Annotated in this window: 27 protein-coding genes; 6 read left to right on the top strand and 21 right to left on the bottom strand. The window is 52.2% G+C overall.

The genetic code is table 11. The annotated features are described in order from the left end of the window. The first annotated feature begins 50 nt into the window (after positions 1–50). A complete protein-coding gene (pagP, locus tag OGX94_RS02780) occupies positions 51–587 on the top strand; it encodes a lipid IV(A) palmitoyltransferase PagP (protein ID WP_502873440.1) in 537 nt (178 codons plus the stop codon). A gap of 189 nt (positions 588–776) precedes the next feature. After that, complete coding sequence (gene cspE / locus OGX94_RS02775; RefSeq protein ID WP_000034825.1) at positions 777–986, top strand: transcription antiterminator/RNA stability regulator CspE; 210 nt, start codon at positions 777–779, stop codon at positions 984–986. 52 nt (positions 987–1,038) lie between these two features. On the opposite strand, the gene crcB is transcribed toward cspE, so the two are convergent. Then, positions 1,039–1,422 carry a fluoride efflux transporter CrcB gene (crcB, locus tag OGX94_RS02770; protein ID WP_003831281.1) on the bottom strand — a complete coding sequence of 128 codons (384 nt, stop codon included), beginning with the start codon at positions 1,420–1,422 and terminating at the stop codon, positions 1,039–1,041. A 90-nt stretch (positions 1,423–1,512) separates the two neighbouring features. On the opposite strand from crcB, the gene OGX94_RS02765 reads away from it, so the two are divergent. Both OGX94_RS02765 and tatE read left to right on the top strand, forming a co-directional pair. Then, positions 1,513–2,301: a deaminated glutathione amidase gene (locus OGX94_RS02765; RefSeq protein WP_126955860.1), complete on the top strand. Its 789-nt coding sequence runs from the start codon at positions 1,513–1,515 to the stop codon at positions 2,299–2,301. 128 nt (positions 2,302–2,429) lie between these two features. After that, entirely contained in the window at positions 2,430–2,633 is a 204-nt protein-coding gene (gene tatE / locus OGX94_RS02760) for a twin-arginine translocase subunit TatE (RefSeq protein WP_003022699.1), read from the top strand. A gap of 98 nt (positions 2,634–2,731) precedes the next feature. On the opposite strand, the gene lipA is transcribed toward tatE, so the two are convergent. The 10 genes from lipA to OGX94_RS02710 form a co-directional block, all read right to left on the bottom strand. Continuing rightward, positions 2,732–3,697, bottom strand: coding sequence for a lipoyl synthase (lipA, locus tag OGX94_RS02755; protein ID WP_003022702.1), 966 nt, complete (start codon positions 3,695–3,697; stop codon positions 2,732–2,734). Positions 3,698–3,903: 206 nt separating this feature from the next. Continuing rightward, entirely contained in the window at positions 3,904–4,545 is a 642-nt protein-coding gene (lipB, locus tag OGX94_RS02750; protein ID WP_257661481.1) for a lipoyl(octanoyl) transferase LipB, read from the bottom strand. A gap of 114 nt (positions 4,546–4,659) precedes the next feature. Continuing rightward, positions 4,660–4,923, bottom strand: a complete 264-nt coding sequence (gene ybeD / locus OGX94_RS02745) for a DUF493 family protein YbeD (protein ID WP_003022706.1) — start codon at positions 4,921–4,923, stop codon at positions 4,660–4,662. 106 nt (positions 4,924–5,029) lie between these two features. Next, the gene (dacA, locus tag OGX94_RS02740) at positions 5,030–6,241 is read right to left on the bottom strand and encodes a D-alanyl-D-alanine carboxypeptidase DacA (RefSeq protein WP_003022711.1); all 1,212 of its coding nucleotides are present in this window, start codon (positions 6,239–6,241) and stop codon (positions 5,030–5,032) included. 142 nt (positions 6,242–6,383) lie between these two features. Then, positions 6,384–7,493: an endolytic peptidoglycan transglycosylase RlpA gene (gene rlpA / locus OGX94_RS02735; protein WP_257661482.1), complete on the bottom strand. Its 1,110-nt coding sequence runs from the start codon at positions 7,491–7,493 to the stop codon at positions 6,384–6,386. 10 nt (positions 7,494–7,503) lie between these two features. Beyond that, positions 7,504–8,616, bottom strand: coding sequence for a peptidoglycan glycosyltransferase MrdB (gene mrdB, locus OGX94_RS02730; RefSeq protein WP_003022718.1), 1,113 nt, complete (start codon positions 8,614–8,616; stop codon positions 7,504–7,506). Positions 8,617–8,618: 2 nt separating this feature from the next. Further along, a complete protein-coding gene (mrdA, locus tag OGX94_RS02725; protein WP_003831292.1) occupies positions 8,619–10,520 on the bottom strand; it encodes a peptidoglycan DD-transpeptidase MrdA in 1,902 nt (633 codons plus the stop codon). A gap of 30 nt (positions 10,521–10,550) precedes the next feature. After that, positions 10,551–11,018 (bottom strand): 23S rRNA (pseudouridine(1915)-N(3))-methyltransferase RlmH, encoded by a 468-nt coding sequence (gene rlmH, locus OGX94_RS02720; RefSeq protein WP_003022725.1) that lies wholly within the window; start codon positions 11,016–11,018, stop codon positions 10,551–10,553. A gap of 3 nt (positions 11,019–11,021) precedes the next feature. Then, the gene (gene rsfS / locus OGX94_RS02715; protein ID WP_003022728.1) at positions 11,022–11,339 is read right to left on the bottom strand and encodes a ribosome silencing factor; all 318 of its coding nucleotides are present in this window, start codon (positions 11,337–11,339) and stop codon (positions 11,022–11,024) included. Between the two features lie 254 nt (positions 11,340–11,593). Continuing rightward, positions 11,594–12,205, bottom strand: a complete 612-nt coding sequence (locus OGX94_RS02710; protein ID WP_257661483.1) for an adenosylcobalamin/alpha-ribazole phosphatase — start codon at positions 12,203–12,205, stop codon at positions 11,594–11,596. A gap of 96 nt (positions 12,206–12,301) precedes the next feature. Here OGX94_RS02710 and cobD point away from each other — a divergent pair, with 96 nt between their 5' ends. Beyond that, entirely contained in the window at positions 12,302–13,396 is a 1,095-nt protein-coding gene (gene cobD, locus OGX94_RS02705; RefSeq protein ID WP_257661484.1) for a threonine-phosphate decarboxylase CobD, read from the top strand. Here cobD and nadD read toward each other — a convergent pair. The 4 genes from nadD to leuS are packed head-to-tail and all read right to left on the bottom strand — an operon-like array spanning position 13,371 to position 18,241. After that, positions 13,371–14,012 carry a nicotinate-nucleotide adenylyltransferase gene (gene nadD / locus OGX94_RS02700; protein WP_257661485.1) on the bottom strand — a complete coding sequence of 214 codons (642 nt, stop codon included), beginning with the start codon at positions 14,010–14,012 and terminating at the stop codon, positions 13,371–13,373. The genes cobD and nadD overlap by 26 nt on opposite strands. Before the next feature lies 1 nt (position 14,013). After that, positions 14,014–15,045: a DNA polymerase III subunit delta gene (holA, locus tag OGX94_RS02695; protein ID WP_191221716.1), complete on the bottom strand. Its 1,032-nt coding sequence runs from the start codon at positions 15,043–15,045 to the stop codon at positions 14,014–14,016. Then, positions 15,045–15,644 carry an LPS assembly lipoprotein LptE gene (lptE, locus tag OGX94_RS02690; RefSeq protein WP_063940708.1) on the bottom strand — a complete coding sequence of 200 codons (600 nt, stop codon included), beginning with the start codon at positions 15,642–15,644 and terminating at the stop codon, positions 15,045–15,047. Before lptE ends, holA begins: the two co-directional genes overlap by 1 nt. Before the next feature lie 14 nt (positions 15,645–15,658). After that, positions 15,659–18,241, bottom strand: coding sequence for a leucine--tRNA ligase (gene leuS, locus OGX94_RS02685; RefSeq protein WP_126955856.1), 2,583 nt, complete (start codon positions 18,239–18,241; stop codon positions 15,659–15,661). 235 nt (positions 18,242–18,476) lie between these two features. Here leuS and OGX94_RS02680 point away from each other — a divergent pair, with 235 nt between their 5' ends. After that, a complete protein-coding gene (locus tag OGX94_RS02680; protein WP_003022748.1) occupies positions 18,477–18,959 on the top strand; it encodes a zinc ribbon-containing protein in 483 nt (160 codons plus the stop codon). A gap of 106 nt (positions 18,960–19,065) precedes the next feature. Here OGX94_RS02680 and rihA read toward each other — a convergent pair whose 3' ends face one another. From rihA to lnt, 6 genes are all read right to left on the bottom strand, one after another. Continuing rightward, a complete protein-coding gene (gene rihA / locus OGX94_RS02675; RefSeq protein ID WP_257661487.1) occupies positions 19,066–20,001 on the bottom strand; it encodes a pyrimidine-specific ribonucleoside hydrolase RihA in 936 nt (311 codons plus the stop codon). Positions 20,002–20,117: 116 nt separating this feature from the next. Then, positions 20,118–20,843 carry a glutamate/aspartate ABC transporter ATP-binding protein GltL gene (gltL, locus tag OGX94_RS02670; protein WP_003022754.1) on the bottom strand — a complete coding sequence of 242 codons (726 nt, stop codon included), beginning with the start codon at positions 20,841–20,843 and terminating at the stop codon, positions 20,118–20,120. Then, complete coding sequence (gene gltK / locus OGX94_RS02665; RefSeq protein ID WP_003831315.1) at positions 20,843–21,517, bottom strand: glutamate/aspartate ABC transporter permease GltK; 675 nt, start codon at positions 21,515–21,517, stop codon at positions 20,843–20,845. Before gltK ends, gltL begins: the two co-directional genes overlap by 1 nt. Continuing rightward, a complete protein-coding gene (gene gltJ / locus OGX94_RS02660; RefSeq protein ID WP_003831316.1) occupies positions 21,517–22,257 on the bottom strand; it encodes a glutamate/aspartate ABC transporter permease GltJ in 741 nt (246 codons plus the stop codon). The genes gltK and gltJ overlap by 1 nt, the downstream gene beginning before the upstream one ends. 159 nt (positions 22,258–22,416) lie before the next feature. Next, complete coding sequence (gene gltI / locus OGX94_RS02655; protein ID WP_003831318.1) at positions 22,417–23,325, bottom strand: glutamate/aspartate ABC transporter substrate-binding protein GltI; 909 nt, start codon at positions 23,323–23,325, stop codon at positions 22,417–22,419. 419 nt (positions 23,326–23,744) lie between these two features. Next, positions 23,745–25,283: an apolipoprotein N-acyltransferase gene (lnt, locus tag OGX94_RS02650; RefSeq protein ID WP_003831320.1), complete on the bottom strand. Its 1,539-nt coding sequence runs from the start codon at positions 25,281–25,283 to the stop codon at positions 23,745–23,747. Positions 25,284–25,297: the final 14 nt, after the last annotated feature.

The raw sequence follows: 25,297 nt of genomic DNA, 5'->3' as shown, positions 1-25,297 counted from the left end.
GCTCATGATGTCCCTCTGGGATGCGCTCCGGATGAATATGATGATCTCATATCAGGAACTTGTTCGCACCTTCCTTAGCTTTCATTCCCCAGGGCGCTGCTGAAGATAAAGGTTGGTTCGCTACTTTTAAAGACAATGTCAGTGAAACCTGGCAGCAGCCAGAACATTATGATCTGTACGTGCCGGCTATTACCTGGCATGCGCGTTTTGCTTATGATAAAGAAAAAACGGATCGCTACAATGAACGCCCATGGGGGGCGGGCTTTGGTCAATCTCGTTGGGATGATAAAGGTAACTGGCACGGGCTTTATATAATGGCCTTTAAGGATTCCTACAATAAATGGGAACCCATTGGTGGTTATGGCTGGGAAAAAACCTGGCGACCGCTGGCAGATGAAAATTTCCATACAGGTCTCGGTTTTACCGCTGGTTTTACCGCGCGCGATAACTGGAACTACATTCCGGTACCCGTGCTGTTACCGCTGGCATCGATAGGGTATGGTCCGGCAACGTTCCAGATGACCTACATTCCGGGAACGTACAACAACGGTAACGTCTACTTTGCATGGATGCGTTTCCAGTTTTGATGGACTACCTGTATTGTCAGGTGGATTATTAAAAAGTCTTTTAAAAACAGTGTGATATTAACTTTAACTGAAAAATAACGCGACATTTATCACTTTTTGATAAAGTTCGACTGGACAAAGTCCACCACAATTGTTGTACTGATACCCGACACAGCATTTGTGTCTATTTTTCATGTAAAGGTAATTTTGATGTCTAAGATTAAAGGTAACGTTAAGTGGTTTAATGAGTCCAAAGGATTCGGTTTCATTACTCCGGAAGATGGCAGCAAAGACGTGTTCGTACACTTCTCTGCAATCCAGACCAATGGTTTTAAAACTCTGGCTGAAGGTCAGCGTGTAGAGTTCGAAATCACTAACGGTGCCAAAGGCCCTTCTGCTGCAAACGTAATCGCTCTGTAAGCATACGACAGCAAGCATTCAAAACCCGCTTAATTGCGGGTTTTTTTTCGCTTCAGTGCGCGGGAGAGGCTGAAACCAGCCAGAATGCCAGGGCGGTCATCGCAAATGATCCCAACAGATTAACCAGTACATTCACCATAGCCCAACCAAAGCGTCCTTCCTGTAGCAAAAACACCACCTCAGCTGAGAAAGTGGAAAACGTTGTCAGTCCCCCGCAAAAGCCAGTGGTAATCAGTACCTTCCACATTGGATCAATGTTTGTCATGCGATTAAACCATGCCAGACCCATACCAATGATAAATGCGCCAAGTAAGTTTGCAGCCAGCGTACCGAATGGGATGGCCTGATGGAGCGGGTTAAACCTCATGCTCAACATCCATCTTGCTACACTACCTGTACCACCACCGATAAAAACCGCTAAAAGGAGTTGTAACACTGCATAATCCTGCTATTTGATTGTATATAGGATGAGTGTAACTCTGAATAATCGTGGTTGGCGAGCCTAACAACGTTTTCTGGAGGGAATATGTTCGTTGCAGCAGGGCAATTTGCCGTGGGACCTTCATGGGAAAAAAATGCAGAAACCTGCGTCTTATTGATGTCACAGGCTGCAGGAGAGGGGGCGTCGCTGCTGGTATTACCGGAGGCGCTTCTGGCCCGTGACGATCTGGACCCAGACCTGTCAGTGAAATCAGCTCAACTGCTGGAGGGCGGATTTTTGACGCGCTTGCTGCGAGAAAGCGCGCAAAACGAGATGACGACAATCCTGACAATTCATGTTCCTTCTGTGCCAGGCCGGGCGTTTAACATGCTGGTGGCGCTACGGGCAGGTCAGGTCGTGGCCCATTACGCTAAATTACATCTCTATGATGCCTTTTCGATTCAGGAGTCACGTAATGTGGATGCAGGGGACGCCATAGCGCCGCTGCTGGACGTAGACGGGTTAAAAGTAGGGTTAATGACCTGTTATGATCTGCGCTTTCCTGAGCTGGCGCTGGCGCACGCATTGCAGGGAGCGGAAATTCTTGTCTTACCCGCAGCCTGGGTTCGGGGATCGCTTAAAGAACATCACTGGGCTACGCTTTTGGCGGCAAGAGCGTTAGATGCGACGTGTTACTTGATTGCGGCGGGAGAGTGCGGTAACAAGAATATCGGCCAAAGCAGGGTCATCGACCCCTTTGGTGTGACCATTGCTGCTGCGGCAGAAACGCCCACGCTAATTATGGCCGAGGTTTCCGCCGAGCGGGTGAGGCAGGTTAGGGCACAACTCCCGGTGTTAAGTAACCGACGCTTTGCGCCACCGCAATTATTATGACGTTTTTTTAAACAAGGCTTGATTCACCTTGTTACAGATTGCTATTGTGTGCGCGCGTCGAAAGGCCGTTAATATTCTCAGGTTAATATGGCGCTTTATGCAGCCTGGTTTAAGTCAAGAAGGTATCTATGGGTGAGATTAGTATTACCAAACTGCTGGTGGTTGCCGCACTGGTTGTTCTGCTGTTTGGTACCAAGAAGTTACGTACACTGGGTGGAGACCTGGGAACGGCAATCAAGGGCTTCAAGAAAGCAATGAACGACGATAATGCCGATGCTAAGAAAGATGCTGATGGTAGCGTTCAGGCTGAGAAGCTTTCTCATAAAGAGTAATGTCAGGAGCATGATGCTCATACTGCATACTCTGCATGAAAAAAAACCGGCAATTTGCCGGTTTTTTTATTGCCGAAATGTAAGTGAGTATTACACGATCACTTCACTTCCAGCCCTTTAGCCTGCATGTCAGCATGGTATGAAGAGCGAACGAATGGACCGCAGGCTGCATGGGTAAAGCCCATGGCCATAGCTTCGGCTTTCATCTCATCGAACTCATCCGGGCTCACATAGCGTTGAACCGGCAGGTGATGGCGGCTTGGCTGTAAATACTGTCCCAATGTCAGCATGGTGACACCATGGCTGCGCAGGTCACGCATGACTTCAATGATTTCCGCATTGGTTTCGCCCAGACCGACCATCAGACCTGATTTGGTTGGAATCTCCGGGTGCGCTTCCTTGAAACGTTCCAGAAGCTTCAGTGACCAGTTGTAGTCAGCACCTGGACGAACATTGCGATAAATACGTGGTACGTTTTCGAGGTTGTGGTTAAACACATCCGGCGGGGTGGCCGTGAGGATATCCAGCGCACGATCCATACGACCACGGAAGTCAGGCACCAGCGTTTCGATTTTAATCGACGGGCTTTTCTCACGAATAGCGGTGATGCAGTCAGCAAAGTGCTGAGCACCGCCGTCACGCAGATCGTCGCGGTCAACGGAGGTAATGACGACATAGCGCAGCGCCATGTCAGCAATCGTCTGAGCAAGTTTTAACGGCTCGTTAGCATCAGGAGCAACCGGACGGCCATGGGCAACGTCACAGAATGGGCAACGGCGGGTACAGATTGCGCCGAGGATCATAAAGGTTGCAGTTCCGTGATTGAAACATTCAGCCAGGTTAGGGCAGGAAGCTTCTTCGCAGACAGAGTGCAGGCCATTTTTGCGCATTGCCGCTTTGATGCCCTGGATGCGAGTGGAGTCCGCTGGCAGTTTTATTTTCATCCATTCCGGTTTACGCAGCAGGGCTTCACGCTCTGTTGCCACATTTTTTACCGGGATAAGAGCCATCTTATCGGCATCGCGGTATTTAACACCGCGTTCCATCACAATGGGTTTACTCATAGCTTGCGTGTTCCAGTTGCGAATTACGAAGGAAAGCGTTTTAATTCAAGGGAATGTTGCATTTATCAACTATTTTTGAATTAGTGATACGCAGTATATCATTGAAACGGGCCAGAAAGCAGCCTGACAGGCTGGCAAAATGTAAAATAGTTGTTGTTTTGTGCCATTTGCCACAACATATGCCGTGGCAAAGTATGCGCGTATTTTCAGTCCGCGATGTACTCGTGCGGTGGGTTACCCAACAGCGCCAGAATGTTGGCCAGCAGCCTTGGGCGAATGCTCTCGGTCGTGGCTGTGCTATCCCACTGCGATACCTTCGCCATTTCCATTCCGGCATAACCACAAGGATTGATACGCAGGAAAGGCGACAAGTCCATATCCACATTGAGCGCTAAGCCGTGAAATGAACAACCTTTACGAATACGTAACCCCAAAGAGCAGATTTTCTTCTCTCCAACGTATACGCCAGGCGCATCGGCTCGCGGGTGGGCGTCAATACCGATTTCCGCAAGGGTATTCACAACGGTTTTCTCCAGCAGCGTAACCAGTTCGCGAACGCCAAGTTTACGACGCTTCAGGTTCAACAGCACATACATGACTTGCTGGCCCGGCCCGTGATAAGTCACCTGACCGCCACGATCGCTCTGGATCACCGGAATATCTCCCGGCATCAGTACGTGCTCTGCTTTACCTGCCTGACCCTGGGTAAAAACAGGATAATGCTCTACCAGCCAGATTTCGTCATAACTGTTTTCATCGCGGGTATCGGTGAATTCGTGCATGGCCAGAGAAACTGGCTCGTAAGGTTGAAGACCGAGCTGGCGGACAAGAATTTTATCCTGATACAAAACGGCATCTCCGTAGATACTCACATAGAGTAGAGAATATAAAAGAGGGGAAAAAGTATATCACAGGAGGGAGGGGTTACCCGAGCGGGGATGCAGCGGGTAACCAACAGGTTTTTACAGCACCATGCGAACGATATCGATATTGCCTAATTCTTCGTACAGCGTTTCAACCTGCTCAATGTGTGTAGCAGTAATAGTGATTGAGACCGAGTGGTAGTTGCCTTTGCTGCTCGGTTTTACCGTCGGAGAGTAATCACCTGGCGCATGGCGCTGTACCACTTCAACCACCTGATCAACCAGCTCAGGCAACGCCTGCCCCATTACTTTGTAAGTAAATGGAGTAGGGAATTCAAGCAGTTCGTTAAGTTTGGTTTTCATGTCAGCTCCGGCGTTACATCAATAAATAATAACTCCCACAGCGCGTGGGAGTTATCTGGATACCTAGTATATGGGGACGTAAATCACACTTTCAAGTGTTCGATTTTTAGCCAAACCAGTGATGGAACATTAATTTAATGTAATCAATGATTTTCCCAAAGAAGTTGCCTTCAGGGATTTCCTGCAGGACTACCAGCGGGCGCTGCTCAATAGTTTTGCCATCCAGCTGGAAGTTGATGGTGCCGACAACCTGGTTTTTCTGCAGCGGTGCGTGCAGTTCCGTGGTGTTCAGCACATAGCTTGCTTTCAGATCTTTCATGCGGCCGCGCGGAATAGTCAGGTAGACATCTTTATCTACGCCTAACGATGCACGATCGGTATTACCAAACCAGGCGGGCTCTGAAGCAAACTCTTTACCGACTTTCAGTGGGTTCACGGTTTCAAAGAAACGGAAGCCCCAGGTCAGCAGTTTTTTACTTTCGGTTTCACGACCTTTATAGGTGCGGCCACCCATGACGGCGGAGATCAGACGCATCTGACCTTCGGTTGCGGATGCAACGAGGTTATAGCCAGCCTTGTCGGTATGACCGGTTTTGATACCGTCGACATTCAGGCTGTTATCCCACAGCAGGCCGTTACGGTTTAACTGACGGATGCCGTTAAAGGTGAACTCTTTTTCTTTATAGATAGAGTATTCGTTAGGCACGTCGCGAATCAGCGCCTGACCAATCATCGCCATGTCGCGAGCCGAGCTGTACTGACCGTCAGCATCGAGACCATGAACGGTCTGGAAGTGGGTGTTTTTCAGGCCCAGCGCGTTCACATAGCTGTTCATCAGACCGACGAAAGCATCCTGGCTACCGGCTGCGAAGTCCGCCATTGCCACGCACGCGTCATTCCCGGATTGCAGGTTGATACCACGGATAAGCTGAGAAACAGGAACCTGCATGCCAGGTTTCAGGAACATCAATGATGAACCTTTAAAGACCGGGTTACCTGTAGCCCAGGCGTCATTGCCGACGGTGACCAGATCAGTTTCTTTGAATTTCCCGGCTTTCATCGCCTGGCCGATGACGTAGCTGGTCATCATTTTGGTCAGACTGGCGGGATCGCGGCGAGTGTCAGCGTTCTGTTCTGCCAGAACTTTGCCTGAATTGTAATCAATCAGGATATATGACTCCGCATCGATCTGCGGAACACCCGGGATCATGGTTTTAATATTCAGGTCATCGGCATGGGCAGCAGAGAGAGAAGCTGCGCAGAGAGCCGCGGTGAGCGCCATACGCTGCACGAAACGAGCGGAAAAAGTGGTCTTCATGGTCTGAACTACGACGTCCGTGATGAAATTAAAAAAAGTGCCCTACTATAGCAAATGCAAAACGGGCAGGCATCTGACTTTCCGCGTGACTTTGTTAATGTCATTTACAGAAACTGACAGTTCAGATACCTGATTTACGTTATTACACGCCGGTGATGAAGGACTGTAATTGCGCCTCGGCTTGAAGACGCTGCTGCAATGTGGAGGCTTCAGCTTTGCTGGCGAACGGCCCCATCTGGATACGCCAGACTGCGCCGTTTTGTACCACCCGACCTGGGACGCCAAATTGCTGGCTTAAACGTTTTTGATACTGCTGCGCACGCGACTGCTCGCTGACTGCGCCAACCTGAACCACGTAGCGTCCGTTGGCTACTGCCGCTGGCGCAGGTGCAGCGACGGCGGCTGGTGTTGCTGCTGGTGCGGTTGGTGTTACCGGCGCGGTGGTGGTCGGTTGCGGAGCCGGAGTCGGCTCGCTACCTTCCAGCACGCCTGCAGCGAGCGTGGTCGGCGCACCGAGGAATCCACTGCTGTTCACTGGCGCACCGGTTGTATCATCGCTTTTCAACGTGGAATTGCTGATCGGACGAATATCGCCTTGCGGCTGACCCGCATCCGATGGCGCAGGTATGCTGCCCATATTGCCACCGCCGCTTAAATCAGGACGCGCGGGCAGGGCATAGGTTTGTTTCGCTACCGTGGTACAAGCCATTCCCGGCCCGGACAAAGAACCATCCTGGGCGACGATGATCGGGTCGATACGCACTTTGGTATTGTTGGAGGTATTCAGACGGTCGGCTGCTGCACGTGAAAGTGAAATCACGCGATCGTTGCCATAAGGGCCGCGATCGTTAATGCGCACGACAATCATCCTGCCATTTGCCAGGTTAGTTATTCTGGCATAGCTTGGGACTGGCAGCGTCGGATGCGCAGCGGTTAACTGCATCGGGTCGAACGCTTCACCAGACGCGGTTAAGTTGCTTCCGGGTTCCGCATCATAGATAGCGGCAAGCCCTGCCTGGCTAAAGCGGGAAGGGTCCTGGACGATTTTGTAGCTCTTACCATCACGCTGATAGTCCTGATTCGCCGTTGGGTTCAGGGGTTCAAAGCGCGGATCGGCCCCGCTGATTTCAACAATCGGACCATTACACACCGCAGGCTGCGGCGCGACAGCACCCTGTTGCTGACCATCATCACTCGAACACGCCGCGAGCATTCCTGCTGCGATGCAGATACCAAGCCACTGCTTACGCATTGCGTACCCCTTACACGCTTTTCGACAACATTTTTCTATGGGTATGGATCGACATAACAATCCCGAACCCAGCCATCAGCACGATAAGTGCCGAGCCTCCGTAACTGACCAGTGGGAGAGGAACGCCAACCACGGGCAGAATACCGCTCACCATACCAATATTTACGAAGACATAAACGAATAATATCAACATTAAACCACCCGCCATAACGCGACCAAAGGTGGTTTGCGCGTGGGCAGCGATCCATAATCCGCGCATAATCAGCAAAATGTACAGCGCCAGCAGAATTAAGATCCCTACCAGACCCAGTTCTTCCGCTAATACCGCGAAGATAAAATCTGTATGACGTTCGGGTAAAAACTCAAGCTGCGACTGCGTACCGTGTAGCCAGCCCTTACCACGTAGACCGCCAGAGCCAATAGCAATTTTAGACTGAATGATGTGATAGCCCGCACCCAGCGGATCAGTTTCCGGATCGAGTAACATCATGACGCGCTGACGTTGATAATCATGCATCAGGAAGAACCACAGTATCGGGATAAACGCCGCAACCAGGACCACCGCAACACCGATTAAACGCCAGCTCAAACCAGAAAGGAACAGAACAAACAGACCGGAAAGGGCGACCAGAATTGAAGTTCCGAGGTCTGGCTGGGCGGCCACCAGCAGGGTGGGCATAAATATCAGCACTAACGCAATGGCGGTATTTTTTAGCGATGGCGGGCAAACATCACGGTTGATGAAGCGTGCGACCATCAGCGGCACGGCAATCTTGGCGATTTCGGAGGGCTGAAAACGCACAATCCCCAAATCCAGCCAGCGCTGCGCACCTTTGGAGATAGCGCCGAAGGCATCTACCGCCACCAACAAAATGATGCAAAAGATGTAGAGATAGGGAGCCCAACCTTCATAAACTCGGGGCGGGATTTGCGCCATCACCACCATGATGACCAGGCCCATCGCGATCTGACCGACCTTGCGCTCCATCATGCCAATATCCTGGCCGCTGGCGCTCCAGATGACCAGCGAGCTGTAAACCAGCAGCGCCAGCAAAATAAGCAACATCGTGGGATCGATGTGGATTTTGTCCCAAAATGTTTTTTTGTTCGGATTATCCGTCACGATTATTGGTCCTCCGCTGCTGCAACCGCGGGGTTTTCTGCAGGCAGATTGGTGTTATTGTCGCCCAACATAATGTGGTCAAGGATCTGGCGCATAATGGTACCCACAGCCGGGCCCGCGCCACCGTTTTCAAGGATTATGGCGACAGCAACCTGGGGCTTATCATAGGGTGCGAAGGCCGTCATCAGCTTGTGGTCACGTAAGCGCTCGGCGATCTTATGTGCGTTATAGGTTTCATTGGCTTTCAGGCCAAAGACCTGTGCAGTACCGGATTTCGCCGCAATTTTGTAAGGTGCGCCAGCGAAATATTTGTGTGCAGTACCGTTAGGACGGTTGGCTACACCGTACATGCCGTCTTTTGCGATTTCCCAATAACCGGAATGAATGTCACCAACGGGTGGTTCGTGTGGCTGAATCCACGGCACTTGCTTGCCGTTTTCTGCTGTGCTCATCAGCAGATGCGGGACTTTTACCAAACCGTCGTTGATAAGGATCATCAGCGCTTTACTCATCTGGATAGGGGTTGCCGTCCAGTAACCCTGACCGATGCCGACCGGAATGGTATCACCCTGGTACCATGGCTTTTTAAACCGTTTTTGCTTCCACTCGCGGGTTGGCATGTTTCCGGCGCGCTCTTCGGCAAGATCGATACCCGTATATTGGCCGTAGCCAAACTTGCTCATCCATTCTGAAAGGCGGTCTATCCCCATATCATAGGCGATTTGATAGAAAAACGTATCCGCCGACTCTTCCAGAGAACGGGTGATGTTCAGATGGCCGTGCCCCCATTTTTTCCAGTCGCGGTAACGTTTTTCAGAGCCCGGTAATTGCCACCAACCCGGATCGAACAGACCAGTATTGCGGGTGATGACGCCCGCACTTAATGCAGAAACCGCGACGTACGGTTTAACCGTCGAAGCAGGAGGGTAGACACCCTGAGTCGCGCGGTTAACCAATGGGGTATTCGGGTCATTGAGCAACCCGGAGTAATCTTTACTCGAGATACCATCGACAAACAGGTTCGGGTCGTAGCTCGGCATGGACACCAGTGCGAGAACGCCACCGGTACGCGGGTCGGTGACTACCACCGCGGCACGACTGCCCGCCAGCAGCGTTTCAATGTACTGCTGGAGTTTCAGGTCAAGGGTGAGATAGATATCGTGCCCGGCCTGCGGCGCCACTTCTTTCAACTGGCGAATGACGCGGCCACGGTTGTTCACTTCAACTTCTTCATAACCGGTCTGGCCGTGAAGTACGTCTTCATAATAGCGTTCAATACCCAGCTTACCGATGTCGTGCGTTGCCGCGTAGTTGGCCAGCTTGCCGTCTTTGTCCAGGCGGTCCACGTCTTTATCGTTGATCTTCGATACGTAGCCAATGACGTGGGTCAGCGCAGAGCCGTAGGGGTAATAGCGGCGTTTATAGCCTTTAACTTCGACGCCGGGAAAGCGATATTGATTAACGGCGAACCGTGCCACCTGCACTTCACTCAGGTTAGTTTTTACCGGAATGGAGGTGAAGCGGTGTGAACGGGCGCGCTCTTTTTTAAAGGCGGCAATGTCGTCGTCCGTCAGGTCTACGACGTTACGCAGCGCGTCGAGGGTATCCTGAACGTTGTCGACCTTTTCCGGCATCATTTCTATCTGATAAATGGTGCGGTTAAGGGCGAGCGGAATTCCGTTACGGTCATAAATGATGCCGCGACTGGGGGCGATAGGCACCAGTTTGATGCGGTTTTCGTTCGAGCGGGTCTGGTAATCAGTAAAGCGAACGATTTGCAGATTATAAAGGTTGGCGATCAGCACGCCGGTGAGCAGCAAAATCCCCAAAAAAGCGACCAGCGCCCGGCGCACAAACAGCGCGGACTCAGCCGAATAGTCGCGAAAAGAATTCTGTAGTTTCATCCGCTGCTTAATCTACTCAAGAATCAATGATCACTCACGGTGATAAGGATGGTTGGTGGTGATGCTCCACGCCCTGTACAGACTCTCCGCGACCAGAACCCGAACAAGAGGGTGAGGAAGGGTTAACGCAGAGAGTGACCAGCTTTGTTCCGCTGCCGCCTTACAGGCAGGAGAGAGACCTTCCGGCCCGCCAATCAACAGACTGACGTCACGACCGTCCAGTTTCCAGCGTTCCAGTTCAGTCGCCAGTTGCGGCGTGTCCCAGGGTTTACCAGGGATATCAAGGGTGACGATGCGGTTTTTGCCTGCGGCAGCCAGCATCTGCTCACCCTCTTTGTCGAGAATGCGTTTAATATCCGCGTTCTTGCCGCGTTTTCCTGCCGGGATTTCGATCAGCTCAAAGGGCATATCTTTCGGAAACCGACGGAGATACTCCGTAAACCCGGTTTGCACCCAGTCAGGCATTTTCGTACCCACAGCGACAAGTTGCAGCTTCACGCATTAACTCCAGAGTTTTTCCAGTTCATACAGGCGACGGCTTTCTTCCTGCATCACGTGGACAATCACATCACCGAGGTCAACGACGATCCAGTCTGCAACGTTCTCGCCTTCTACGCCGAGCGGCAGCAGGCCAGCTGTGCGGGACTCCTGAACAACGTGGTCTGCGATAGACATTACATGACGGCTGGACGTGCCGGTGCAGATAATCATGCAATCAGTGATGCTGGATTTGCCCTGAACGTCTAAGGCGATGATGTCTTGACCTTTCAGGTCATCAATTTTGTCGATTACAAAATCCTGAAGTGCTTTACCCTGCAAGTGTTCCCCCTGGGTGAAAAGAGTTAAAAACGTCTGTTAGTATACCTGAACCAGAGGCGATATCGGGACAAATGTCTCCGAAAGCGCTTTTGAAGTGCGCTATCATCCCACCCCACGCCGCAGAATGCATCGCCATTTTTGTAAAACAATTTCTGCAAAGCTCTGAAGGGCGGGAAAAGTCAGGTTGCGGAGAATAACAGCCTGTCATGGGGTGTCAATGGGAGAGAAGCCCTTCGGCAGAAAAAACAGTGCGTTCACTCCCCGTCGTGCCATACTGCCCGGCTGTTGAGCACTTTAAGAACCGCAAAATCGTCGCAAAAATCAATTGCGCTCCAGCAACCTTGTTCGACGCGAAAATGCCACATTGCTGCAGCCGGCATGGACAGCAGACGGGCGATCAACACGCTCAGAACACCCTGATGACTCACCACCAGCAGGTTTTGGCTCGTTTTGTAATCAGCGAGCTGAGCAATAAAGCGTTCCACGCGCTGGGAAAACGCCTTAAAACCTTCACCATTGGTTGGCGTCGCATTCTGCCAGTCGTTACACCACACGGCGTAGTTTTCGGCGTCTTCTCGCGCCAGATCGCGATGATGGCGCATTTCCCAGTCACCAAAAAACATCTCATTGAGCTCAGGCATGTTGCGCACAGGAACCTCGCGATCGCCTAAGATCAACTGCGTTGTATGGCGGGCACGTTCCAACTCGCTGCACAGAACGTTGTCGACAGGCACATGGCGTAACAGCGTACCCAGTGTTTGCGCCTGAGCGATACCCCGTCCCGTTAGCGGTGTGGGGGCGTGGCCGCTGTATAAACCAGCGACATTGGCTTCAGTTTCTCCATGACGTACTAACCAGAGTCTCATTTTTTCCTCTTGAGGTTATTCGCACAAAACATGATGTTTGCCCTGATTGCGCAGAGATTTTTCACTAAAATACCTTTTTTTGCGTGGAGCGGCACGATGTCTTTATTGAAGAGCGCGCATGGTGGCAATACCCGAGAAGCCGCCGAACTGTTGGGCATCTCGCCTGAGCAATTGTTGGATTTTAGCGCGAATATTAATCCGCTGGGTATGCCGGCAAGTTTAAAACGCGCGATCGTCGACAACCTGGACTGCGCGGAGCATTACCCGGATGTTGATTACGCTAAACTGCATGCGGCGCTGGCGGAGCATCATCAGATTCCTGCCTCATGGATACTTGCCGGAAACGGCGAGACTGAGTCGATTTTCACTTTGGTGCAAGATCTTAAACCACGCCATGCGATGATCGTGACGCCCGGGTTTGCTGAATATCGTCGGGCGCTGCAATGGGGAGACTGTACGATCCATGAGTTTGCGCTACGCGAAGACGATGGTTGGCAGCTTACTGATGCAATCATCGATGCGTTAACCCCAGAGCTGGACTGCCTGTTTCTCTGTACGCCCAACAATCCCACTGGCTTGCTGCCAGATAACCGCCTGCTGCGCGAAATAGCCGCGCGTTGTGAGTTGCTTGGGATCAATCTGATCCTTGATGAAGCGTTTATCGATTTTATTGCCGGGGAGCAGGGGTTTATTCCGCTGCTTTGGGATAACCCGCATATTTGGGTGCTGCGCTCTCTCACCAAGTTCTATGCGATACCGGGGCTCCGGTTGGGGTATCTGGTCAACAGTAATGAACAGGCTGTTGCACAGATGCGCCGTCGACAAATGCCGTGGTCAATTAACGCATTTGCTGCACTGGCAGGCGAGATTATTTTACACGACAGCGCATATCAGCAGGCAACGTGGAAGTGGCTGGAGCAAGAGGGTGCGAGGTTTGATCGGCAGTTGAAAGAACTGCCCGGCCTGACGGTGTATCCTGGCAGGGCAAATTATCGCTTATTGCGCTGCGAGCGGGCGGATTTTGATCTGCAACGCGCAATGCTGGAACAACATGTCTTGATTCGCAGTTGTGCTAATTATCCGGGGCTGGATGCGCGCTATTATCGGGTAGCCGTTCGCAGCCAGGAAGAGAATAACCGCCTGTTGGCGGCTTTACACAAGGTGCTTAGCGGTACAACCCATGCTGATTGATATAGTCAAGCACTGCAGCTGGCATCAGGTCGTCGCACGGCTCGCCTTTTTCCAGACGCTCACGGATGAGCGTGGCGGAGATGTTAAACCACGGCGTTTCAGCCAGATAAATTTTCCCGCAAGGCAAGTTGTGCAGGTCATCTGGCGAATGGGTCAGATGATCCTCCAGCCACTGCTGGTGCTTTTCCTGCGCCATTTCGAGCGGATAGCCCGGACGTCGGCAGACAATGAGGTGGGTGTTACCCAGAATCGTGTCGTAGTCATGCCAGGACGGAAAGGTAAGCAGTGAGTCCTGGCCAATAATAAACGCTAACGGTACTTCCGGTCCTTGCTCCTCGCGCCACTCTTTGAGCGTTTGCGCGGTGTAGGAGGCGGTATCGCGTTTCAGTTCGCGTTCATCAAGGGAGAACAGCGGCTTATCGGCAATGGCCAGTTCAACCATGCGTTGACGTTGTTCGCCGGACGCTTCGGGTTGCGCACGATGCGGCGGCACGTTATTGGGCATGATAATGACCCGGGAAAGGCCAATCAGATTCGCCAGAATTTCAACCGGTTTAAGATGACCATAATGCACCGGATCAAAGGTGCCACCGAACAGAGCCTGCAATGATTTCATATCAACCATCAATAAAAACATCGGCCAGCGATTTATGGCAGAGCAAAAGGGAAAGCCCCTCAAGTTCCGCCCACACTGACTGACCATAGTCTTGTTTAAGCGTAATTTCCGTACGCGTTAACAACGTTACCGCCTGACGCAACTGCGCAGGACTCAGCCGGTTTAGCGCGTCTCCCATCATACCCCGGCGATTTTGCCACACCCGGTGTTTATCAAACAACGTGCGCAAAGGCGTATGGGCTGACTGCCGTTTTAAGTTGACCAACAGCAGTAATTCACGCTGTATCGTACGTAGCAAAATAACCGGCTCACTGCCTTCCAGACGTAACTGTTGCAGAATGTGCAGAGCGCGTTTGCTTTTGCCCATCAGCAGCGCATCCACCCAATGGAACGGGGTAAAGTGCGCGGCATCGTTAACGGCTTTCTCCACGCGAGGCAGCGTTAGTTTGCCATCAGGCCAAAGCAACGCTAGCCGTTCCAGCGCTTGCGCCAGCGCTAACAGATTACCTTCATAGCAATAGCACAACAGCTGATTGGCTGCGTCATCCAGTTGTAGATTGTTAAGCTTCGCCCTGGCAGCGACCCAACGAGGAAGCTGTGCTTGCTCCGGCGTCTGGCAGCTTACCTGCACCGCATTATTGGCAAGTCCGGTATACCATGCGGCGTTTTCCTGCGCTTTAGTCAGTTTGTTGCCGCGAACAATCAGCAGCAGGTCGTCATGTAGCAGTGTGACGAGTGAAGCGAGCTGTTCGTGAATGGCGGCATTGGGGCCATTTTCAGGCAACTGCAAAAGTAGGGTTTGACGGCTGGCAAACAGGCTCATCGCCTGGCAGAGTGAAAAAATCTCTCCCCAGTCGGTGCTATTGTCCAGGGTGAAAGCGTGGTGTTCTTCGAATCCTTGCGTTGCTGCTGCCTGACGGATAGCGTCCTGGCTTTCCTGCAATAAGAGAGGATCGTTACCTAAGAGCAAATACGCCGCGCGCAGCCCTTCATTGAGCTGTGCGCGGAGTTGTTCAGGGTACAACTTGAGCATCAGTTACCCAGCGTGGTGGAAACACGCGCCGGAGATGACGCAGGCTCTGCGGCTTTTGTCGCCGCTGGCTTAGCATCATCATCAGCATTGGATGACAGAGTATCGGCCAGATGTACGCTTGGCAGCTTACGAATTAACTGTTCAGCCGCTTTGTCATACATCTCTTTGATGATCATGTCCTGCTCGTTATCTTTCGCCAGTGCAGCCTGTGGGTTGTCAAAGAACGAACGATAAACTTTGGCGCTGATTGGATAAATATCATGACCTGGGATCAGCACGGATGCACTCACGAACATCACCATCTGGTATTCAGCCGTTTGACCGTTCTGGAATACCGACGCCGTATCTTGCGATATGCTGACCGCGCCCAGACGTAAGGACGTCACATCTTTACGCATTGAGCCGTCCTCTAGCAGCGTAACGCCGTTCAGACGCAGCTGATTACGAACCGCGCGGCTTAATGGGCCGTTTGGATCCCCAGAGTCCAGAATCATGGTTTTCATTGAGGGTGGGACCTGCGTAGTATTACGCAGATGCCAGCCACACCCGGCGGTGACAAGCACCGCCAGAGATAACAACAATGTTGTCAGAAGTCGCACGCTTCCTCCCGCGCTTAGCCAACGACCAGATTGAGGAGTTTACCCGGTACATAAATCACTTTACGTACGGTAACGCCATCAAGATATTTTGCCACCAGATGCTCCTGGCCAGCACGTTCACGAACCTGTTCTTCTGTCGCATTTACCGGAACGGTAATTTTGCCACGGACTTTACCGTTCACCTGAACAACAACCAGCTTCGAGTCTTCAACCATTGCGGTTTCGTCTGCCACCGGCCACGGTGCGTTGTCGATATCGCCTTCGCCTTTCAGTGCTTCCCACATCGTGAAGCAAACGTGTGGGGTGAACGGGTTCAGCATGCGAACGACGGCCAGTAACGCTTCCTGCATCAGGGCTCTGTCTTGTTCGTCTTCCTGCGGTGCTTTCGCCAGCTTGTTCATCAGCTCCATAATCGCCGCAATTGCAGTGTTAAAAGTCTGACGACGACCGATATCATCGGTAACTTTAGCAATGGTTTTATGTACGTCGCGACGCAGCGCTTTTTGGTCTTCGCTCAACGCATCAACGTTCAGGGCAGCAACATCGCCTTTGGAAGTATGTTCGTAAACCAGCTTCCATACACGTTTCAGGAAGCGGTTCGCCCCTTCAACACCGGATTCCTGCCATTCCAGCGTCATATCAGCCGGAGAAGCGAACATCATGAACAGACGTACCGTGTCAGCGCCGTAACGTTCAACCATGACCTGCGGGTCGATACCGTTATTTTTCGACTTGGACATTTTGCTCATGCCGGTATAGACCAGTTCATGGCCTTCTGCGTCCTGAGCTTTGACGATACGACCTTTTTCGTCGCGCTCAACGATGGCATCAACCGGAGAAACCCAGTTACGCTCGCCGTTTGCACCAACGTAATAGAACGCATCAGCCAGCACCATACCCTGGCACAGCAGCTGTTTGGCCGGTTCGTCAGAGTTGACCATGCCCGCATCGCGCATCAGCTTGTGGAAGAAGCGGAAGTAGAGCAGGTGCATGATGGCGTGTTCAATACCACCAATGTAGATATCAACTGGCAGCCAGTAGTTTGCGGCTTCTGGATCCAGCATCCCTTCGTTGTACTGCGGGCAGGTATAGCGCGCGTAGTACCAGGAGGATTCCATAAAGGTATCGAAGGTGTCGGTTTCGCGCAGCGCAGGCATGCCGTTAACGGTGGTTTTTGCCCACTCCGGATCGGCTTTTATTGGGCTGGTGATGCCGTCCATAACCACGTCTTCCGGCAGAATAACCGGCAACTGATCTTCTGGCGTCGGCAGTACGGTACCGTCTTCCAGCGTCACCATCGGAATTGGCGCCCCCCAGTAACGCTGACGGGAAACACCCCAGTCACGCAGACGGTAGTTCACTTTACGTTCACCCACGCCTTTCGCTACCAGCTTGTCAGCAATGGCGTTGAAGGCAGCTTCGAAGCCGAGGCCGTCAAACTCGCCGGAGTTAAACAGCACGCCTTTTTCGGTCAGAGCTTGTTCGGACAGATCCGGCTCTGCGCCTTCAGCGGTCAGAATTACTGGCTTGATGGTCAGGCCATATTTTGTCGCAAACTCGTAATCGCGCTGATCGTGGCCCGGCACGGCCATGACTGCGCCAGTACCGTATTCCATCAGGACGAAGTTTGCTGCCCAAACGGGGATTTCTTCGCCAGTCAGCGGGTGAACGGCTTTAAAGCCTGTGTCGACGCCTTTCTTCTCCATGGTTGCCATTTCGGCTTCAGCAACCTTGGTGTTGCGGCATTCGTCAATGAAGGCGGCCAGTTCTGGATTATTTGCAGCAGCTTTCTGCGCCAGCGGGTGACCTGCGGCAACGGCCAGATAGGTCGCACCCATAAAGGTGTCCGGGCGGGTGGTGTAAACGGTTAGCGTGTTGTCGTAACCGTTCACATCGAAGGTGATTTCCACGCCTTCAGAACGGCCAATCCAGTTGCGCTGCATCGTTTTCACGGTGTCAGGCCAGTGATCCAGGTTATCCAGGTCACGCAGCAGTTCGTCAGCGTAAGCGGTGATTTTGATGAACCACTGTGGGATCTCTTTACGCTCGACTTTGGTATCGCAACGCCAGCAGCAGCCGTCGATAACCTGTTCGTTCGCCAGTACGGTCTGGTCGTTCGGGCACCAGTTGACCGCAGACGTTTTCTTATACACCAGGCCTTTTTTGTACAGCTCGGTGAAAAATTTCTGTTCCCAACGGTAGTATTCTGGGGTGCAGGTCGCCAGCTCACGGCTCCAGTCGTAACCGAAACCCAGCATTTTGAGCTGGTTTTTCATGTATGCGATGTTGTCGTACGTCCATGGTGCTGGCGCGGTATTGTTTTTAACCGCAGCGCCTTCTGCAGGCAGACCGAACGCATCCCAGCCAATTGGTTGCAGTACGTTTTTGCCCAGCATGCGCTGGTAGCGGGCGATCACGTCACCGATGGTGTAGTTACGTACGTGGCCCATGTGTAGTCGACCAGAAGGATAGGGAAGCATAGACAGGCAGTAATACTTCTCTTTGCTCTCGTCTTCGGTAACTTCAAATGTGCGCTTCTCATCCCAGTGAAGCTGTACTTTGGATTCTATCTCTTCCGGGCGGTATTGCTCTTGCATGGCAGCCAGTGGTCCTGTTTTCAATACAGCTACAAACGTAGCTCTAGATGTGGTGTTTCAGATCCGCATAGCATAGCCCAAACGCCCGCGCCAAAACAGCCTTTCGCGCATTCAGCGTTGAATTCCCGCAAGGATAATTCTTGCACGAATTTACACACTCTGTGGACAGTCTTGCAAAGCGTAGCGTAAATAACGTCTATTATTATAGACAGTTAACGACCCAGGAGGCGAAGCGATGAACAAGGTTGCTCAATATTACCGTGAACTGGTGGCTTCACTGAGCGAACGTCTGCGTAATGGCGAACGCGATATTGATGCGTTGGTGGAGCAAGCGCGTCAACGAGTTATGCAGACCGGGGAGTTAACGCGAACCGAGGTGGAAGAGCTCACCCGGGCCGTCAGACGTGACCTGGAAGAGTTTGCTCTGAGCTATGAAGAAAGTCTCGATGAGGAGACAGACAGCGTCTTTATGCGGGTTATCAAGGAGAGTATCTGGCAGGAACTGGCCGATATTACCGATAAAACGCAGCTCGAATGGCGAGAAGTGTTCCAGGATCTCAGTCATCACGGGGTTTATCACAGCGGTGAGGTGGTCGGATTAGGTAATCTGGTCTGCGAGAAGTGCCACTTCCATTTAGCGGTTTACACCCCGGATGTGCTGCCGCTGTGTCCAAAATGCGGACACGATCAGTTCCAGCGCCGACCGTTTGAGCCGTGATGATTAGGCGTGCCAGAAGTTATTTGTAGGCCTGATAAGATGCGCCAGCATCGCCATCAGGCAATATGCCGGATGGTGGCGCAAGCGCCTTATCCGGCCTACAGTTTTACGCGTAATATCTTAAACGTTCTGCCAGCAAATCGACAAACCCTTGACGATCAACGTCTATTATTACGGTGGCGTTTGGCTTCCTGCCGCTCAGGAAATAGTAATCCACCACGGTCATTCCCTGGGTATATTTACCCTGAGTTTCCACGCCGACCCAGCGTTCAACGGTGGTAAACAGTTCAGGTTTCAGCAGCCAGGCAATGGTGCATGGATCATGCAGCGGTGCGCCGATGAATCCCCATTTTTCATCTTTGTGATATTCAAAGAAGAAGTCGAGTAGTTCAGCCACGATCGTCGAAACAGGGTTGCCGATAGCGCGGAATCGTTCGGTATCTTCGCGATGTATTTGCGCTTTATGCGTGACGTCCAGACCAGCCATCACCACTGGAATGCCAGACTGGAATACGATTTCAGCGGCTTCAGGATCCACGAAAATATTGAACTCGGCGGCGGGCGTCCAGTTTCCGAGGCCCATCGCACCACCCATAATCACGATACGGGCGATTTTGGCGTGCAGCTCAGGATGGCTATTCAGGAGCAATGCGACGTTAGTTTGCGGCCCGGTGGAGACAATCGTCATCGGTTCCGGGCTTTCACGCAGGGTTTTCGCCATCAGTTCCATGGCGGTACAGTCTTGTGGCGCAAAAGCGGGTTCCGGCAGCGCCGGGCCATCCAGCCCACTCTCGCCGTGAACGTTATCGGCGATAATCAGATCGCGCATTAGTGGTTTCACTGCGCCACCAGCTACTGGTATATCCGTACGGTTGAGCAACGTTAACATGCGCAACACGTTACGCAGTGTTTTGTCTGGTGTCTGGTTACCGGCTGATGAGGTTATCGCTTTCACATCCAGTTCTGGTGAGGCGAGGGCGAGAACAATTGCGATAGCGTCGTCATGACCCGGATCGCAATCAAACAGGATAGGAAGTGCCATTGTTGCTCCTTGTAAGTGGGACTTTGTGACAAGGTTAACGCTGGGCTGTATGTGTTTCGAGAGGCGAAGATATAAAGCGTGAGGTGGCGCGCACATGGAGGTGCGCGCCAGCAAGATTAGTGCAGTATTTTCGCGAGGAAGTCTTTGGCGCGGTCCGATTTCGGATTAGCGAAGAACTCTTCTTTCGGTGAGTCTTCAACAATTTTCCCTTCATCCATGAAGATCACCCGGTTCGCCACTTTACGCGCAAAGCCCATTTCGTGGGTTACCACCATCATGGTCATCCCTTCATTGGCCAGTTCAACCATAACGTCCAGTACTTCGTTGATCATTTCAGGATCAAGCGCTGACGTCGGCTCGTCAAACAGCATGGCGATAGGATCCATGCACAGCGCCCGGGCGATAGCGACACGCTGTTGCTGGCCCCCTGAGAGCTGAGCTGGAAACTTTTCGGCATGTGCTGACAGACCAACGCGTTCCAGTAACTTTTGCGCTTTGTCGCGGGCCGGCTTTTTATCGCGCTTGAGCACTTTTACCTGCGCCAGAGTCAGGTTCTCAATGATCGACAGGTGAGGGAACAGTTCAAAGTGCTGGAACACCATACCAACGCGAGAGCGCAGTTTGGCCAGATCGGTTTTTTTATCATTCACCACGGTACCATCAACGGTGATGACGCCCTGTTGTACCGGCTCCAGCCCGTTCACCGTTTTGATAAGCGTTGATTTACCTGAACCTGACGGGCCGCAGACCACCACCACTTCACCTTTTTTCACTTCCGTGGAGCAGTCGGTCAGCACCTGAAAGTGACCATACCATTTAGAAACATTTTTCAGGGTAATCATTAAACTGTCCTTTTCTTCAAATAGCTGACCAACAACGATGCGCTCAGACTGAATACAAAATAAACGGCGCCAGCAAACAGGATCATTTCAACCTGTGTGCCGTCACGCTCGCCAATGGTAGAGGCGGTACGGAAGAAGTCTGCCAGACTTAATACATAGACCAGCGAGGTATCCTGGAAGAGTACGATGCCCTGGGTTAGCAGCAGCGGTACCATCGCGCGGAATGCCTGCGGCAGAATAATGAGCTTCATCGACTGCCAGTGGGTCATCCCCAGAGCCAGCGCGGCGCTGGATTGCCCACGAGAAATACTCTGGATACCGGCACGGATAATCTCGGAATAGTACGCGGCTTCAAACATCGAAAACGCGACCATTGCTGAGATCAGGCGAATATCGGTTTTTGGCGACAGACCCAGTACGTTTTGCAGGAAGCCGGGCACAATCAGGTAGAACCACAGCAGCACCATGACCAGCGGAATAGAACGAAATACGTTGACGTAGCCTTTCGCAAACCAGGCAATCGGCGCGAAGCTGGACAGACGCATTACTGCAAGGATGGTTCCCCAGACAATACCAATGACTACCGCCGTAACGGTGATTTTCAGCGTGATGATTAACCCATCCAGCAGATACGGCAGGGAAGGGATGATAGAACTCCAGTCAAATTCGTACATTATTTGCCTCCCAAATTGCCAGGCAGGCGGATTTTACGTTCAACGAGATTCATCACCAGCATGATGACGGCGTTAATCAGGACGTAAGCCAGAGTGATAGCGGTAAACGATTCCCATGCGTGGGCGGAGTAATCCAGCAGTTTGCCCGCCTGTGCCGCCATATCGACCAGGCCGATGGTGGAGGCGATAGCGGAGTTCTTCACCAGGTTCATCATCTCTGAGGTCATTGGCGGAACAATCACGCGGTAGGCGTTTGGCAACAGAACATAGCGGTAGGCCTGCGGCAACGTTAGCCCCATCGCCAGTGCGGCGTTTTTCTGCCCACGAGGCAGAGACTGAATTGCGGCGCGAACCTGTTCGCAGACGCGCGCGGCGGTAAACAGCCCCAGACAAAGCATCGATGAGAGGAAGAACTGGATGTTGGGATCCAACTCAGCCTTGAACCACATCCCAATGTTTTCCGGCAGCAGTTCCGGAATAACCAGATACCAGGTAAAAAACTGGACGATGAGCGGAACGTTACGAAACAGCTCAACGTACAGTGTGCCGATCCCAGAAAGGAAACGATTTGGAACGGTACGTAAGATGCCGAATAAAGAGCCTATGAGGAAAGCGATAATCCAGGCGGTGATGGATAACGCGACAGTGACCTGGAAACCACTCCAGAGCCAGCCGAGATAGGTGGTGTTGCCGAATGGGGCTTGTTGTAAAAAAATACCCCAGTTCCAGTCTATAGACATAAATCTACTCCAGAAAAAAAAGGGTAGCAGCGCTACCCTCGAAGATTGTTATTCGGCGTTTTGCGGTTTTCAGGCCTGATGGGGAACGACCATCAGGCTTATAGTCTGTCCGTGCCGAGTAACAATCGAGAGGGAGGGGAAGCCTCCCATTTATTTTAGTTAGTTAAGCGCTTTATCATTTGGTTCTTTGAACAGAGCTTTCATCTCGTCTGACAGTTCGAAATTCATGTTCAGGTTCTTCGGTGGAATTGGATTTTTAAACCACTTATCAAACCATTTCTCAGCTTCGCCTGAGGTTTGCGCCTTGGCGATAGTGTCGTCCATCAGCTTTTTGAACTCAGGATCATCTTTGCGCAACATACAGCCGTAGGCTTCCTGAGACTGTGGCTTGCCGACGATCTCCCAGTTGTCTGGTTTCTTCGCTTTCGCGCGCTCGCCAGCCAGCAGGGCGTCATCCATCATAAAGGCAACGGCGCGACCGCTTTCCAGAGTACGGAAAGAGTCACCGTGGTCTTTCGCGCTGATGATGCGCATATCCATTTTTTGTTCTTCATTCAGCTTGTGCAGCAGAACTTCGGAGGTGGTACCCGAAGTCACGACTACGGCTTTACCTTTCAGATCGGCGAAATCTTTGACGTCGCCGCCTTTTTTCGCCAGCAGACGGGTGCCGACAACGAAAATGGTGTCAGAGAAAGCCGCTTGTTTTTGGCGCTCGACGTTGTTGGTGGTGGATCCACATTCAAAATCGAAGGTGCCGTTTTGCAGCAGCGGGATACGGTTTTGAGAAGTAATCGGGATCAGTTTCACCTGCAGATCAGGCTTGTTCAGCTTTTTCTTCACGGCGTCAACGATCGCGTTGGAGTAATCCTGTGAATAACCGACCACTTTTTGCTGATTATCGTAGTAAGAAAACGGTACTGATGATTCACGGTGGCCGACAACGATTACGCCATTTTTGGCGATCTTATCCAGCGTGCTGCCTGCCGCTGGTGCTGCGTCTTCTGCGTGCGCCAGACCGGCGGACATTCCCATGACCAGCATGGCAGTGGCGAGCTTACGTAATTGCATATCCAACTCCTTTATCGTCTGCGCCAGGGACGCATTGATACCCATTGTGATGTTGTTATTGTTTGCTACTAAAACGTGCAGTCTTGTATGTGTTTGTTAACATTTAGTTTGGATGAATGTAAAGAATTTGCTGTGTTATTGTTTATTTTTGCGAAGTGCGCCGCACCATTTGGGGGCAAAAATATCTTGTTGCACTTTTCAGGTGCTACCGGCGCTCAACTTTGGTGCGACCAGGTTGCACATTCAGCCAAAACAGCGTTTGCCTTGTAGAACAAAGCAATAGACGTGCCAGAATGGGCATTGGAAGAGAGGAAGGGGGGAGTAGGTCTGATAAGCGTAGCGCCATCAGGCACGATGCGGCACAACTGCCGGATGGCGGCGTACCGCCTTATCCGGCCTACATTTGATGGGGTACTGGTTTATTTGCGACGCTGGCGCAGACTCATTACCACTGCGCCAAAGCCAAACAGCGCGGTTAGCAGCCAGAGCGGCCAGTTTCCGGTACGGGCATAAGGGGTTAAGCCCGTCGTTGGCGTCACGCTGGTGGTCAGCACCTGGCGGGTAAACTGCGGGATCATCGCCTGCACTTCGCCCTGCGGACCAATCACCGCCGTAATACCGTTGTTGGTGCTACGCAGCAGAGGTCGCGCCAGCTCCAGGGAACGCATACGCGCCATCTGGAAGTGCTGCCACGGGCCAATAGATTTACCAAACCATGCATCGTTGGAGATAGTCAGCAGGTAGTCCGTATCCGGGCGGAAGTTATCCCGTACCTGTTCGCCAAGAATGATTTCGTAGCAGATGGCAGCGGTCAGCTTAAAACCGTGTGCATGCAACTGTGGCTGTACATAAGGACCGCGGCTGAACGAAGACATTGGCAGGTCAAAGAATGGCGCTAGCGGGCGCAGGATAGATTCCAGCGGGACAAACTCGCCAAACGGTACCAGATGGTTTTTGTTGTAGCGGTTGCTGGAGTCGTAGCTGTATGGGCTGTCTTTACCCAGTGTGATGATGGTGTTGTAAGTGTCGTAACGATTCTGCTTGTTCAGACGCGCGTCTACAATACCGGTAATCAGCGTGCTGTTTTTCGATTTCAGCAGGTCATCCATCATACTCAGAAAACGCTGCTGGTTAATTTCCAGGTCAGGAATAGCGGATTCTGGCCAGATGATGAGCTGTGATTTGCCCATCTCAGGCTGGGAGGCGTCGAGATAAATCTTCAGGGTGTTGAGTAACTGGCCTTCATCCCATTTGAGCGACTGCGGGATGTCACCCTGCACCATCGAGACCTGGGTGGTTTTTTCCGGCTCCAGCGTGTACCACTGAATATAACGTAGCGGAAAGGGCAGAGCGAAAAGAACTGCGGCGGCAGCCAGCGGCTTCCAGTTACGCGTTACCAGCGCAAGTGCCAGCAGGCCACTAACCATCATCAGCAGGAAGTTAATCGCCTCAACGCCCATTACCGGCGCCAGCCCTTTTAACGGACCGTCGATCTGGCTGTAGCCGAACTGCAGCCACGGAAAACCGGTCAGTACCCAGCCGCGTAGAAATTCAGTGATTTGCCAGACTACCGGCGCGGCAATCGCTACGCGTGTCCAGGTAGTTTTCGGCCACAGACGCGCCAAAACGCCGGCAAACAGGCCGGTGTAGAGGGAAAGGTAAGCAGCAAGCAGAACCACGAGGAAGACGTTAACGGGGCCCGGCATACCGCCAAACTGCGCGATACTGACGTAAACCCAGTTGATGCCTGAGCCAAACAGTCCCAGTCCCCAGAAGTAGCCGATAGCGGCAGACTGGAGCGGACGGCGGTTGAAGGTGAGAGCCTGCAGACCCATCAGCGAAACAATCGCAGCGGGCCAGATGTCATACGGTGAGAAAGCCAGTGTCCCGCAGGCACCGAATAATAACGCCAGCAGCAGGCGAATGCGCTGGCGTTCAATTAATGGGGCAAATGCCATGTAGTCTTAGATCC

It is taken from the genome of Citrobacter sp. Cpo037 (assembly GCF_030332945.1).
Lineage (GTDB): Bacteria > Pseudomonadota > Gammaproteobacteria > Enterobacterales > Enterobacteriaceae > Citrobacter > Citrobacter portucalensis.
This window is presented reverse-complemented; position numbering and strand designations above follow the sequence as displayed.